The following is a 14,742-nucleotide window of genomic DNA, read 5'->3' as shown; positions in this document are numbered from 1 at the left end:
TGGCCTAAAATATTACCTTTAAAATCTGTATAAATTTCCATCATATTGTTTGTTCTAAATTTATAGCCATTTATTTTTTTATCTACTTCTACAATAGCTGCATTTGGTTGTACTGCTTGTACTTTTGCAATAATTTCTTTTGGGATAAATCCTGTTGGAATGCCTTTGTATTTACCATCAACTTCTTTCCAGTCTCCATTGATGATAAAGTCAATTTCAGTCCCATCAACTAAATTTACTTCATAAGAATCTACATCTTGTTTTACATAACCTATATTTACACCTTTAAAATGAGTGTTTAAAAACTCTTGAGCTTTTTGAGGTAGAGCATTTGGACTTACAACCATATCTGCAAACATAGAACTTGCACAAACTAAACTAGCTAACATTAATTTTATTTTCATTTTTTCTCCTTTAAATAAAAGTAAAAAATGATATTAACTGCTTGTGAAATTTATGTGAATTTAATTTTTAAAACCAACTATTTTATTTTTATCAAATGAAGATTCTATTTCTTTTTCTATTGTATGTAAAAAATCACTCATTTTAAAAACACCGTCCTTAGAAATAGCTGCTTTCAAAGCTGTATTTTTAACTACCATAGCAATTTGAGCTCCACTTAGATCATACAAAGCAAGGTTTTTTAAATCAAAATTATCATCAAATTTAGCATTTTTAGGTATAGCTTTTTGCCATATCATCAAGCGTTGTTCGTAATTTGGCTTTTTAAATTCTATTTTATACTCAAATCTTCTTGAAAAAGCCACATCTAAACTTTCTAAAAAATTAGTCGTAGCTATGATAACTCCGCTAAAACGCTCAATTTGTTCTAGAAAAATATTTTGCATTTGATTGTGCATTTTATCAGCACCGCCACTACTTTCTACCCTAGTACTTAAAAATTGATCAGCTTCATTTAAAAGCAAAATAGGACTTTGTTTGCTTGTTTGACAAAGCTCTTTATAAGTATCAAAAATTTTTCTTACATTTTGCTCACTCTCGCCCACATATTTGCTTAAAATTTTAGAACAATCAAAACTCAAAATAGATTTTTTCATAGCTTTTGCCATACTTAGCGCACTCATAGTCTTACCCGTGCCAGCAGGACCATAGAAAATTATCTTAGCTTCTATGTTTTTATTTGTTTTTATACCCCATTTATTTAATCTTTCCAAAACCTTTTTATCTTGTTGTTTTAATATACTTTCCAATAGATCTTTAGTGCTTTGGGGCATAATAACATCATCTATATTAATATTTGGCTCAATTAGCTCAAAAATATCTTGTTCTTTAACTAAATTTTGAAGTTTAATTTTTTTATTCTTCTTTGGTTCTTTAAAATTAATAATTCTTTGTAAAATATCATCACTTAAATAAAAAATCTTAGTTATATCACCCAAAGAATTAACAAATTCATCATATTCTAAAAGATTTGAACTAAGTAGCTTAGAATCTTCTTCTAGTAAGACTTTGTTTTCTTGTTTTTGAACATCATCTTCGCTAATTAAATGAAGTAAAAAATTAAAATCTCTACTATAAGAATTTTCAGTATTTAGCAAATACTCTTCTTTTAATAAACTAATAAATATCAAACATTCTTTATCGTTTAAAGCATACTCTTTAAAAATATCTGCCAAAACATTAGAAATTTTACTCTTTTTTAAACGCTCTTTAATATATGCTTCAAATATAGCTATATCTTTTTTAATATTCTTACTTTGAGAGCTTTTAGCAAAAAAACGCAATCTTTGATATAGCTCGATTTTAAAAAATTCATCTTTTAAATATGCAATATGATCTTCATAAATTTGATCTTGCATAAAATCTTGTATAGTTTTATTTTCTAAAATTTGTAAAAAAACCTCACTTAAACTTAACTCGCATTGTAACAAATTTAAAAATAAACTTGAGTTTTTACTCGATTTAAAATCAGAAAAAATTTGAATAATAAAACCTTTTTCTATAAGATTTTTAAGATCTTTTAAATGATCTAAATACTCATATTCATCATTTTTAAAAACTTCACTAAGAAGATTATAGGCATTAATGCTTACATTTGCTTGTAAATAATTTTTACACAAATGCTTTAAAATTAAAATTTCATCTTCACTGCATTGTAAGTTTTTATAAATATTGCTTTTAAAAGTATCATTAAGAAAAAGTTTTAAATCTTTCATATTTTCCTTTATATTGATTTTATGCTAAATTTAATTTTAGATTTTTTGTCACTAAAACTCATATTTTTATCACAAACCTCATAAAAAATATCATAATTTTTGCTTATAATATTTTGAGTAAAACCACAAGAAGTGATTTGCTTATTTTTCCCATAAAAAATAGGTTTTTTGTAAATTAAATCTTGCAAAAAATCATCATAATATTCATTATTAAAAAATCTTTTATTAAAAAAAGTTTTTGCATAACATACACCATTAATGCAAATTTTATCCATGATTTTTAACTCAAGTAAAGCCTTAGAGGCACTATAAAGTTCTAAACTTGTAAAATTTTTTCCCTCATATAAAAAGCCATAATCAGCAAATCTAAATTGAGGGGTTTTTAAAACAATATAAGCACTTTGTGATTGTGTTTTACTTTTTAAAGCACAAGAGCTTAAAAAAACACACACAAAACACAAAAAAATTATTTGAAGTGACTTTATCATTTAAGGTTTTTAAAACTAAGATTAAGTTCTAAATTTAACTCTTTTACTATTTTCATCACGCTTTGTAAATCATCAATTTGCTTACCAACTACGCGAATTTCATTGCCTCTAATACTTGAAGTTACCTTTAGCTTACTATCTTTTATAGCTTTATTAATCTTCTTAGCACTATCAGCATCAATGGCATCATTAACTTTTAAATTCAATCTAAAATTTGCTCCACTCTCCCTGTTTAACTCTTTAATACCATTAGGGTTAATCCCTCTTTTGATAAGTTTTGAAATAACAATATCTTTTAGCACTTCAATTTTTGCTTCACTTGAACAAGTAAGCTTATAAATACTTTCTTTTTCATTTAGCTCTATTTCACTTTTAATGCCTTTTAAATCATATCTGCTATCAAGCTCTTTTTTAGCTTGCTCTAAAGCATTTTTTAGCTCTTGTTTGTCAATTTCCCCACTAATGTCAAAACTATGTTCATTTGCCATTTTCTATAAACTCCTTAAGATTATTAAATACGATTTGGACTAAATTTTGTATGGATTCTTCACTAGCCCATGCAACATGTGGAGTGATAATTAAATTTTCTTTATTTTTTATATTAAGCAAAGGATGATTTTCAACCATAGGTTCTACTTCAAGTACATCAAGCCCTACTCTAATATTTTTTTCATCCATAATTTGAGCTAAATCTACTTCATTAATAATCCCACCACGACCTACATTAATTAAAATGGCCTCATCTTTTAAAAGCATTAATTCTTTCTTGCTTAATAAATTTTTTGTTTTTTCATTTAAAGGTGCATGGATACTTATCACATCAGAAGTTTTTAAAAGCTCTTCAAGGCTTACTTTCTCATATGTATCATCATTATTAACCCCTGAGGTAGAATAATAACAAACATTTGCTCCAAATATTTGCGAAGCCTTAGCTACCTCTTTACCTATAACTCCAAGCCCTATAATACCATGTTTTTTTCCTGTTAGAGTATGTAAAGTTCTACTAAAATCAGTGAATATTGGGCTTTTTACCCAAAGCCCTTGTTTGGTCCATCCATCATAATATGGGATTTGATTTAAAAAAGCAAAAAGCAAAGCAAATGTATGACTTAAAACACTTTTGGTAGAATACCCAGCTGCATTTTTTACTATTATACCTTTAGAATTTGCATAAGCTACATCTATATTATTTACCCCTGTGCCAAGCTGCAAAATGAGCTTTAAATTAGTGTTATCTATAACTTCTTGATCAATGATGACTTTATTTATCATCACAACTTGTGCATCAGATATTCTTGAGATAACCTCATCTTTAGATGTAAGTTCATAACTTATAAATTCCCCAATACTTTCAAAAGCTGTTAAATCAGCTCCACCTAAAGTAGCAGCGTCTAAACATACTATTTTCATTTTTTATCCTTTAACAATGTGCCCTACAAATTTAGAATAATTATCAAGCACCAAACCACCTTTTCTAAAACCTAAACCACAACCCTCATAAGCAAAGAAAACTCCTGCTTGATAATAATCATTTTCATTTTGATTAAACTCAGCAAATTCTTGATACACAAAACGATTGTTTTGATAATCTCCACTTGTTTCAAAACTTATATCTCCATTAGCCTCTATAATAGAAACATTTGCTCCTTCTCTACCAAAAACAGGCTTTTTAACACATTTTTTACCCACTAAAGGTTCATCACTTGTTTCAAGCAATAAAGGATGATTTGGATAAAGCTCCCATAAAATTTTCATTATACCCTTGCTTTGAAAAAGTAAAGTATAAGCAGGATTTAAAATAATTGCTTTTTGATTTTGCATAATTTGAGTTAAGAGCATAGCAAGTTCACCCTCTTCTATAGCTATACTTTCCCAAGGAATGAGTTTGAAAAAATACTCAAAATTTACATCATTTTTAAAAATTCCTTCGGGTGAAAATTCTACCTCATCAATATAAGAAAATTCACTCTCAAAACCAGCTTCACTAGCAATGTGTGCTAAAAGTTTTGTTGTAATCATATCCTCATCACTACCTGCAATTGAAGAAAACAATATTTTCCAACCTTCATAATATTTTTCAAATTCACTTACATCTTCTTCTAAGGTTATAAGTCTCTTAAAATTATCTCTTAAAGCTTCATATATATTATTAAATTGCGAGCTTTCATCTAGGTTGTTTTGCTTTAAAATAGCCCATTGCAAAATAGCACTTTCAAATAAAGATGTTGGAGTATCAGCATTAAATTCTATTAGTTTTATAGGCTTACCATCAAGCCCACCTGCTAAGTCAAACCTACCATATAAATGCCAATGCACATCATTTTCCCAACTCATCTTAATCGCATCAACCAAATTAAAAGGAATTCCAAGCTCGTCAAAACGATCATTATCAATCACTTCTTGTGCAGCAGCTACAAACATATCATAAAGCTCATTAACTGCTTCATAGTATGCATTTGCTTCATCTTCCCTTACACAAACTAAATTAGAATCTAAATAATCACTTCCATCATTATCCGTATGCCATGAAAAACCTATTTGCTCTAAATAAGATTTTTCTAAAGGATTTACTTTTAAAAAATTCATTTTTTCACCTTTTAAGAGCCAAAAGAATTTGTAGAGCTTGAAGTAGCTTTAGAGCCACCACCAAAAAAGCCTGATTTTTTTGCATTTGATCCTGAAGTAGCACTTGTACTTGCTTTATTAAAGCTATTTACACTTCTTTGATAAGCACTTTGATTTGAAAATGCTCCTCTTTGTTGATTTGCAAAATTTTGATTGTTAAAAAGCTTTGAACCTATCCAACTTCCCAAAATAGCTCCAGCCGCACTCGCAAGCAATGTCTCGCCTAAAGAAAGCCCCCCGCTACTCATTTGAGCATTGTTTGGATTTGTTAAATTTGAAGTACCATTGTCTATTTTAGCAGCTTCTTCTTGGATTAATTTATCCATTTCTTCTTTGCTTAAAACCCTTTCAGTTCCATCAAGTTGTTTTAAGACTACCCTAGTTTCATCACTTGGAAATTGATCTTTGATTTTGTATTGATTTGGAGCGGTTTCTTCAATAATAACAAAGGCCCCTTGAGTATTTGCCGCTTGACTTAAAGCGTTATTGCTAGAATCATTTGTATTATTACTACATGCACTTAAAGCACCTGCACTAATTGCAGCAATACCACTTATCATACTAAGTTTGAGTATAGTTTTAATGTGTTTCATAATCTTTCCTATAAAAATTTATAAATTTAACTTAATAAGATTTTAACAAAAAAAGTATTAATAAAAATTAATTGTTTTAGTTTATCATAGTCATTAAATTACTACTTAAAATAAACACAGCAAAAACAAAAAATATAAAAGCACTTAGATAATCAATAAGTTTTAAATTCTTTTGATAAATTCTTACCATAAATGGTTTAGAAAATAATAAAGAAATCAAAGAAAAATAAATTATAGTTTCTAAAATCAAAACAAATATCAAGACTATCAACATCCATCGCATTTGTGTAAAATCAAAACTTGCAAAAACACTGGCGAAATAAAAAATTGCTTTAGGATTAGATAAATTTGTAATCATTCCACTTAAAAATGCAGATATATAAGTTTTTTGAACTTTAATTTTGTCATTTTTTGTATTCTTGTAAATCTTAAAAGATAAATACAAAAGATAAAATGCTCCAAAACTTGATAGTATAATTTGTAAAAATGGGAATTTATGAAAAACGACATTTAATCCGAGTATAGAAAGTATAATCCATATACTAACAGCTAAACTTACTCCCAAGCTTGCCTTTAAAGCACTTTTAACCCCTTCTCTTAATGCATATGAACTTACTAAGAAAAAATCAGGTCCTGGTAAAATAAGTCCGAAAAAATGAATAATTATAATCCAAAAAAACATAAATATTTTAACGAAGAAAGCCGATTTCTCGGCTTTTTGGTATTAGAGTCTTGACTCGTAGCGTCTAAGCATATAAAGTCTTTTAAGCATTTTTTTGCGTGCTGAAATTTTTTGTTTTTTGCGAATTTCAGTCATAGGCTCAAAAAATCTTCTAGCGCGAACTTCAGTAACAACTAGATTTCTATCTACTTGCTTTTTGAATTTTCTATACGCTTCATCAAAAGACTCATTAGGATGTACCTTGATTCCTGGCACGACCCTCACCACCTTTCTTTAAATAAATTTTAAAATAAAGATTATATCATAATTTTCTTGAAAAGAAAACTTATTTTTGTAATAATTATATAAATAAAAATTAAATATAAATTATTAATTAAGACAAAGTTTGATTTAATTTTTCTAATACTACAATATAAAGAAATATTTCTAAGGAAAATAAAATGAATGCTCACATCACAAACTATACTAAAAAAAGATATATAGCTTATATCATTTCTATGATCATTTTTATAGCACTACCTTTTATAAAAATAAATGGAAATCATTTCTTTTTATTAAGCTTTGATCATAAAAAACTTAATTTATTTTTTATCGCTTTTGATACTCAAGAGCTGTATTTAATGCCTTTTGTTATCATGGGTATGTTTTTAACTATACTTTTTGTTACTACTTTAGCAGGAAGAATTTGGTGTGCTTGGAGCTGTCCTCAAACTATTGCTAGAGTTATTTATAGAGATCTTTTACAAACAAAAATCTTTAAAATTCATAAAAGCACAGCAAATAAACAAAAGCAAGTCAGTGGATTTTTCGTCAAAAAAGCTTTAAGTATTGTGATTTTTTATCTTTTTTCATTGTTAATGATGAGTGCATTTTTATGGTATTTTGTACCACCTGAAGATTTTTTTACATACATTCAAAATCCTGCTGATCATTTATTACTTTTAGGGATTTTATTTTGCGCTTCTTTGGCTTTTACTTTTGATATAGTATATTTGGGTGAAAAATTTTGTGTTTATGTATGTCCTTATGCAAGAATTCAATCTGTAATGTTTGATAATAACACCGTTCAAGTAATATATGATGATAAAAGAGGAGGTATGATTTATGATGGACATACCAAACTTTATCAAAAGCCACCACAAGGTGAATGTATAGGATGTGAAGCCTGTGTAAAAATTTGTCCTACACATATAGATATACGCCAAGGAATGCAACTTGAGTGTATTAATTGTCTTGAATGTGCCGATGCTTGTTCAAAAGTTCAAGCCAAATTTAATCGTCCTAGCTTAATTAATTGGACTAGTGCAAAAGCTATTGAAACAAGGGAAAAAGTAAAATATTTTAGATTTAGAACTATTGGATATTTAGTTGTTTTGTGTGGTGTTTTTGTGGCTTTAGTTTTTATGGGAAGTAAAAAAGAAAATATGCTTTTAAATATCAACCGTTCTAGTGAGCTTTATCAAATCAGAAAAACCCATGATGGAGAATTAATTATTAGTAATGCTTATGTATTTTTATTTCAAAACACCGATAATAAAACTCATGAGTATTATTTTGATGTAAAATTACAAGGCATTGAAGATGGCTTAGAAATCATTAGACCTAAAAAATCTTTTAAACTAAAAGCTGGCGAAAAAGATAAACATATAGTTGTTTTAAAAGCTACTAAAAAATTAGCCGATAATGATAGAAAAGACACTGTAATACCATTAACCATCAAAGCCTATGCACTTGATGATAAAAATATTGTCATATTACGCGAGAGTAATTTTGTATATCCTAAAAATTCTATCATAGAGCATAAAAAATACTAAAATGAAAAAAAGAATTTCTTCAAAATCTCAAGCAAGGCTTGAAAAAATCAAACAAATCGCTGCGGAGTCATTTTTAAAAAATGGCTACGAAGCAACTAATCTTAAAGATATTATCAAACAAGCTGGTGGATCTTTTTCTTGCGTATATGAGCATTTTAAAAGTAAAGAAGGTTTATTTGAAGCAGTTTTAAATGATTTTGCAGAAAATCATTTTTTAGCTATTTTGAAAAAGAATATGCGACTTTCACCTGATGCTAATTTAGAAGAATTCTTATATCAATTTGCAAAAGCTTATTTAGGGATTTTTAACGACACCAAAACTATAGCTATAGTAAGACTTTTGTATTCTGAAATTTATAATGAAAAATTTGATTTTGGAAAATGGTTTAAAGGAAGCAATAGAAAAGAAGTAGAATATGTTCTTCGAAAAAGATTTGAAGAAGAAAATGAAATTTTAGCTCAAAATGCTGAATTTTTAAGTTATACTTTTTGTGCTATGCTTAGAGGGACATTTTTTATACAAAGCACTTTTGAAAATAAAGTTTCAATGAATAAAAAAGAACAACAAAGCCATGCAAAAAAAATCGTAAAGCTTTTTACTCAAGGACTTGTTAATTTTAATTAACTAAAGATTGATAAAATAATATTTATTAATTTTGTAATATAAATTACTTTTTATTTAGCTAAATAAATAACTTAAGGAAACAAATGAAAACAAAACTTTTAACTCTAGCTTGCGCTTCTCTTATCTTTATAGCATGTTCAGATGATAAGAATGCACAAGTTAAACAACTCCCTCCTCAACCTGTTAGTATTATGACTATGCAAAGTGCTAATTTACCTTTAGAGTTTACTTATCCTGCGAGATTAAGCACTGAATTAGATGTAGTAGTCAAACCTAAAGTAAGCGGTGAAATCAAAGCAAAATACTTCAAAAGTGGTCAAGCTGTAAGAAAAGGCGATAAGCTTTTTCTTATAGAACCTGACAAATACCAAGCAAGTGTAAATATGGCTTATGGAGAAGCTTTGGTGGCAAGAGCTAATTTTGATGATGCTGAAAAAAATTTTAAAAGAGATAGTATTTTAATAGAAAAAAATGCTATTTCACAAAAAGAATTTGATGCAAGTTTAGCTAAATTTAACTCCACAAAAGCTAATCTAGAAAGCGCTAGAGCAAAACTTGCTAATGCAAGATTAGACTTAAAATACACCATAGTAAGTGCTCCTTTTGATGGAATTTTAGGTGATGCATTAATAGATGTGGGTGATTATGTAAATGCTTCATCTACTGAACTTGTACGCATTACAAACATTAACCCAATTTTTGCAGATTTTTATATTTCTGATGTAGATAAAATCAATATGAATAAAAATATTCAAAGCGGCAATTGGAAATTAGAAAATATCCAAGTACAAGCTAATGTTGGTGGAGAACTTTTCAATGGAAAATTATATTTCGTAGATAGCGTTATAGATACTCATAGTGGTGGAGTAAAAGCAAAGGCTATTTTTGATAACAACAATTCAAACTTAATGCCTGGCTCTTTTGCAAATGTTCATGTTGGTGGTTTTGTTCAAAAAGATGGTTTTGAAATTCCTCAAGTTGCGCTTTTGCAAGATGATAGTGCTACTTATGTTTATACCCTTGTAGATGGAAAAGTAGTTAAAACTATTGTTAATGTTATTTATCAAACTTCTGATAAAGCAATTATTGATAAGGGCTTAAAAAATGGGGATAAAGTGATTTTAAATAACTTCAAAAAAATCCGTCCTGGTGCAAGTGTTAGCGTAATGGAGAATAAATAATGTTTTCTAAATTCTTTATAGAAAGACCTGTATTTGCTTCTGTTGTAGCTATTATCATTTCTTTAGCAGGTATTATAGGACTTTATTCTTTACCCGTGGAGCAATATCCTTCCTTAACTCCACCCGTTGTTAAGGTAAGTGCAACTTACTCAGGAGCTGATGCTCAAACGGTGGCTCAAACGGTGGCTATTCCTCTTGAAGATGCAATCAATGGGGTTGAAAATATGATTTATATGGATTCAACTTCAAGCTCTTCAGGAGATATGAGCTTAAGTGTATATTTTAATATAGGTACAGATCCTGACCAAGCAACAGTTGATGTTAATAATAGAATTTCAGCTGCTATGGCAAAACTACCTGAAGATGTTAAAAAAACTGGCGTTAGTGTAAGAAAAACCGGTTCAAGTATATTAGAAGTTGCTACTTTATATTCTCCTGATGGCTCTATGGATTCACTCGAAGTGTATAATTATGCTGCATTAAATATTTTAGATGATCTTGCTAGGGTTCCTGGTGTGGGTAATGCCGTAGCTATTGGTGCAAGAAATTATTCTATGAGAATTTGGCTTAATCCTGATTTGTTAAACAAATATCAAGTTACTGCAACTGATGTTATTGCTGCAGTTAGCGAGCAAAATGCTCAATATGCTACTGGTAAGATAGGTCAAGAACCTGTGGTGGAAAGATCTCCTTATGTGTATTCAGTAACTATGCAAGGAAGATTAAAAAATACTAAAGAATTTGAAGATATTATCATAAGAGCAAATAGTGATGGCTCTTTTTTAAGACTTAAAGATGTAGCCGAAGTTTCTTTAGGATCAAGAGAATATACTTTTAAAGGTAGATTAAACGGAAATGACGCTACTCCTATTTTGATTTTCTTACAAACCGGAGCAAATGCTGTAAATACAGCAGAATTAGTGCAGAAAAAATTTGAAGAACTTTCTAAAAATTTCCCTGAAGGATTAACTTATAAAGTGCCTTATGATACAACTATATTTATTAAAGCTTCCATTAAAGAAGTGGTAAAAACTTTCTTTGAAGCATTAATTTTAGTTGTAATTGTAATGTATTTGTTCTTAAAAAATTTCCGCTCAACTATTATACCAATGATTGCTGTTCCTGTTTCTATTTTGGGAACTTTTGCAGGATTATATGTCTTAGGTTTTAGTATCAATCTACTTACGCTTTTTGCCTTAGTATTGGCTATTGGTATTGTTGTTGATGATGCAATTATAGTAGTTGAAAATATCGATAGAATTATGCATGAAGATCCAAATATAAGTATAAAAGAAGCAGCTATTAAAGCTATGGATGAAGTTGCTGCACCTGTTGTTTCTATAGTTCTTGTACTTTGTGCGGTTTTCATACCCGTTTCATTTATATCAGGTTTTGTAGGAGAAATCCAAAAACAATTTGCCATAACCTTAGCAATATCTGTTACTATATCAGGCTTTGTAGCTTTAACACTAACTCCTTCTTTATGTGCAATTTTTTTAAGAAGAAATGAAGGTGAACCTTTTTACTTTGTGAAAAAATTTAATGATATTTTTGATTGGTCTACCGAAGTTTTTGGCGCTGGTGTGGCTTATATACTTAAAAGAACAGTGCGTTTTATGTTAATTTTTGTAATCTTTTTGGGTGGTTTATATGGACTTTTCAAACTTGTTCCAAATTCACTTGTTCCAAATGAAGATCAAGGAAACTTTTTAACTATTGTCAATCTACCCGCAGCATCTTCGCTTAATAGAACTACTCAATCAATGGATGCTATGGCAGAAGAAATCCGCAAAAATGAGAATGTAACTAATGTGGTAGGACTTATAGGCTATGATCTTTTTACAGGTTCTTTAAAAGAAAATTCTGGAGCAATGTTTGTTAATTTGAAAAATTGGGATGATAGAGATATTAGTAGTTTTGATTTAGTTGGATCTTATAACAAACAATACTTCTTAAATCCAAATTTTCAAACTTTCTTTGTTAATCCACCACCAATCCAAGGTTTAAGCTTAACTGGTGGTTTTGAGATGTATGCACAAAATCGTAGCGGAAAAAGTTATGATCAAATTCAAATTGATGTAAATAAATTAGTTGAAGCAGCAAACAAGCGTCCCGAACTTCACAATGTAAGAACAACGCTTGATACTAATTTTCCGCAATTAAAACTAGAAATTGATCGCGATAAAGTAAAACTTTATGGTTTAAATTTAGCTGATGTATTTAGCACTCTAAATGCCACCATAGGAACTTATTATGTAAATGATTTTTCTATGCTTGGAAAAAATTATCGTGTAAATATAAGCGCAATTGGAGATTTTAGAAATACTCAAAATGCTTTAAAAAACATCTTTGTTAGATCAAAAGATGGTTCTATGATAGCTCTAGATAGCGTTTTAACATTACAAAGAAGTGTTGGTCCTGATGATGTAAAACGCTTTAATATGTTTCCATCGGCTTTAGTGCAAGGTGATCCTGCTCCTGGCTATACTTCAGGACAAGCCATTGATGCAATTGCACAAGTGGCAAAAGAAACTTTAGGAGAGGATTATTCTATTGCTTGGTCAGGTTCAGCTTATCAAGAAGTTACAAGTAGCGGTGCTGGACAAATAGCATTTATGCTAGGACTATTATTTGTATTTTTAATTCTAGCAGCACAATATGAAAGATGGCTCATGCCTTTAGCAGTAATTACGGCTGTGCCTTTTGCAGTATTTGGTTCTTTGCTTTTTGTATGGCTTAGAGGATTAGAAAATGATATATATTTTCAAACAGGACTTTTACTTTTAATAGGCCTTTCTGCTAAAAATGCCATTTTGATTGTTGAATTTGCTATGGAAGAGCATCTTAAAAAAGGAAAGAGTATTTTTGAAGCTTCTATTAGTGCAGCAAAATTGAGATTTAGACCTATTGTAATGACTTCATTGGCATTTATTTGTGGTATTTTACCGCTTTTCTTTGCATATGGAGCAGGAAGCGCAAGCCGCCATGCGATAGGTACAGGTATTATAGGTGGTATGATAGCAGCTTCTACTATAGCCATTTTCTTTGTACCTTTATTTTTCTATTTACTAGAAAGTTTTAATAAATGGCTTGATAAAAAAAGAGGTAAAATCAATGCGTAAGTTAATAATTTTTGCAAGTTGTTTTTTAATAACAGCTTGCAGTTTAAAACCAAATTTAGAAATTAAAGATGTAAATTACACTAAAAGCTTAGATCAAAACATTAGCATTAACAAACAATGGTGGAAAGCTTTTGATGATAATTATTTAAACACCTTAGTCGATCAAGCTTTAAAAAACAATAACGACTTGCAAATTGCATATATGAATTTACAAAAAGCTTATGAAGCTTTAGGTATAGCAAGAAGCGATCTACTTCCTAAACTAGACGGAAGTGCTAGCGGAGCAAGAGCAAAAACTAGCATCAATGCTCCAAGCAACAAAAGTAATGAATTTGTCTATGGCAATGATTTTAATATGGGTTTAAATTTAAGTTATGAAGTAGATTTATGGGGTAAATACAGAGATACTTATAATGCTTCAAAAGCAAAATTACAAGCTAGTGAGTTTGACTATGAAAGTGCAAGATTAAGCTTAATTTCTAATGTAGTAAAAACTTATTTTAATCTAGCAAGCTTAAGTGAGCAAGTAAAAATTTTAGAAGAAACAACCCAAAGTTACCAAAAAACTTATGAGTTAAAATTAGAGCATTTTAAACTTGGAGTAATTAGTGAGTATGAGCTTAACAAATTTAAAGCTGAACTTGAAAATTCAAGAGTTTTACTCACAAATGCTAAAATTCAAAAAGAAGCTAATATCAAAGCTTTAAAAATCTTAACTTCAAATGATATTGATGATATACTTTATAATAGCATAGAGTATAAAAAAATAGGACAATACGAGCTTAGCATACCTGAGGGCATTGGTAGTGAAATTTTGCTTCAAAGACCTGATGTACAAGCTAGTTTAAAAATTTTAGAAGAAAAAAACTATCTTGTTGGAGTAGCCAGAACTGCATTTTTACCAAACCTTTCTTTAACAGGACTTTTGGGCTTTCAAAGTAATGATTTAGATCTTTTAGTCAAACATGGAAGCAATACTTGGAATGTGGCTGGAAATTTTGCAATGCCGATTTTTCATTGGGGTGAGATTATGAATAATGTTAATATCGCAAAACTTACCAAAGATGAAGCGTTTTTACAATATGAAAACACCTTAAAAACAGCCTTTGGGGAAATAAGACTTGCTTTATTTAACCGCCAAAGCTATTATGAAAATGAGCAAAATTATAAAAATTTATTTCTAGCTCAAAGTAAAATTTATGAAATTTCTACCTTAAGATATGAAAATGGCGTGATTAATTTAGCTGATTTTTTACAAGATCAAAGAAATTACCTAAATGCTAAACTTTCTTATACTAACTCATCTTATGAGCTTGCAAATTCCATTGTAGATGTTATGAAAGCCTTTGGTGGTGGATTTAACGCTAAAGAAGAATCAAAAGAAAATATCAAAGCTATGGAAGAAAACTTAAAAGAAAACTTTTATAACAACTGA

General features: G+C 29.3%; 14 protein-coding genes. 5 read left to right on the top strand and 9 right to left on the bottom strand.

Annotation, left to right across the window (positions count from 1 at the left end; translation table 11 throughout):
* From L8X50_RS03760 to rpsU, 9 genes are all read right to left on the bottom strand, one after another.
* Positions 1–404: PepSY-like domain-containing protein (locus L8X50_RS03760; protein ID WP_263660431.1), on the bottom strand; the 404-nt coding region annotated here is incomplete at its 3' end.
* Positions 405–464: 60 nt separating this feature from the next.
* Entirely contained in the window at positions 465–2,177 is a 1,713-nt protein-coding gene (locus L8X50_RS03755; protein ID WP_263659245.1) for an ATP-binding protein, read from the bottom strand.
* 8 nt (positions 2,178–2,185) lie between these two features.
* Positions 2,186–2,665 carry a hypothetical protein gene (locus L8X50_RS03750; protein ID WP_220566936.1) on the bottom strand — a complete coding sequence of 160 codons (480 nt, stop codon included), beginning with the start codon at positions 2,663–2,665 and terminating at the stop codon, positions 2,186–2,188.
* Entirely contained in the window at positions 2,662–3,153 is a 492-nt protein-coding gene (locus L8X50_RS03745; protein WP_133319059.1) for a YajQ family cyclic di-GMP-binding protein, read from the bottom strand. The genes L8X50_RS03750 and L8X50_RS03745 overlap by 4 nt, the downstream gene beginning before the upstream one ends.
* Positions 3,143–4,075, bottom strand: coding sequence for a D-2-hydroxyacid dehydrogenase (locus L8X50_RS03740; RefSeq protein ID WP_263659243.1), 933 nt, complete (start codon positions 4,073–4,075; stop codon positions 3,143–3,145). The genes L8X50_RS03745 and L8X50_RS03740 overlap by 11 nt, the downstream gene beginning before the upstream one ends.
* A 3-nt stretch (positions 4,076–4,078) precedes the next feature.
* Positions 4,079–5,251, bottom strand: coding sequence for a glutathionylspermidine synthase family protein (locus L8X50_RS03735; RefSeq protein WP_258107722.1), 1,173 nt, complete (start codon positions 5,249–5,251; stop codon positions 4,079–4,081).
* Positions 5,252–5,262: 11 nt separating this feature from the next.
* On the bottom strand, positions 5,263–5,883 hold the full coding sequence (locus L8X50_RS03730) for a UPF0323 family lipoprotein (RefSeq protein WP_133319062.1): 621 nt from the start codon (positions 5,881–5,883) through the stop codon (positions 5,263–5,265).
* A gap of 76 nt (positions 5,884–5,959) precedes the next feature.
* Complete coding sequence (locus L8X50_RS03725) at positions 5,960–6,565, bottom strand: LysE family transporter (protein ID WP_133319063.1); 606 nt, start codon at positions 6,563–6,565, stop codon at positions 5,960–5,962.
* Positions 6,566–6,607: 42 nt separating this feature from the next.
* Positions 6,608–6,820 (bottom strand): 30S ribosomal protein S21, encoded by a 213-nt coding sequence (gene rpsU, locus L8X50_RS03720; RefSeq protein WP_002780697.1) that lies wholly within the window; start codon positions 6,818–6,820, stop codon positions 6,608–6,610.
* Positions 6,821–7,005: 185 nt separating this feature from the next.
* On the opposite strand from rpsU, the gene ccoG reads away from it, so the two are divergent.
* The 5 genes from ccoG to L8X50_RS03695 all read left to right on the top strand — a co-directional run bounded on the left by ccoG (position 7,006) and on the right by L8X50_RS03695 (position 14,742).
* A complete protein-coding gene (gene ccoG, locus L8X50_RS03715) occupies positions 7,006–8,379 on the top strand; it encodes a cytochrome c oxidase accessory protein CcoG (protein WP_263660430.1) in 1,374 nt (457 codons plus the stop codon).
* Between the two features lies 1 nt (position 8,380).
* Positions 8,381–9,004, top strand: coding sequence for a TetR/AcrR family transcriptional regulator (locus tag L8X50_RS03710; protein WP_133319065.1), 624 nt, complete (start codon positions 8,381–8,383; stop codon positions 9,002–9,004).
* Between the two features lie 83 nt (positions 9,005–9,087).
* Positions 9,088–10,185 carry an efflux RND transporter periplasmic adaptor subunit gene (locus L8X50_RS03705; protein ID WP_263660429.1) on the top strand — a complete coding sequence of 366 codons (1,098 nt, stop codon included), beginning with the start codon at positions 9,088–9,090 and terminating at the stop codon, positions 10,183–10,185.
* Positions 10,185–13,307, top strand: a complete 3,123-nt coding sequence (locus tag L8X50_RS03700) for an efflux RND transporter permease subunit (RefSeq protein WP_263660428.1) — start codon at positions 10,185–10,187, stop codon at positions 13,305–13,307. The genes L8X50_RS03705 and L8X50_RS03700 overlap by 1 nt, the downstream gene beginning before the upstream one ends.
* Positions 13,300–14,742 carry an efflux transporter outer membrane subunit gene (locus L8X50_RS03695; protein ID WP_263660427.1) on the top strand — a complete coding sequence of 481 codons (1,443 nt, stop codon included), beginning with the start codon at positions 13,300–13,302 and terminating at the stop codon, positions 14,740–14,742. Before L8X50_RS03700 ends, L8X50_RS03695 begins: the two co-directional genes overlap by 8 nt.

This window comes from Campylobacter sp. CNRCH_2013_0898h, from assembly GCF_025772965.1.
Lineage (GTDB): Bacteria > Campylobacterota > Campylobacteria > Campylobacterales > Campylobacteraceae > Campylobacter_D > Campylobacter_D lari_D.
Note: the sequence above shows the minus strand (reverse complement) of the source record. Positions and strands in the feature narration are given on the sequence as shown.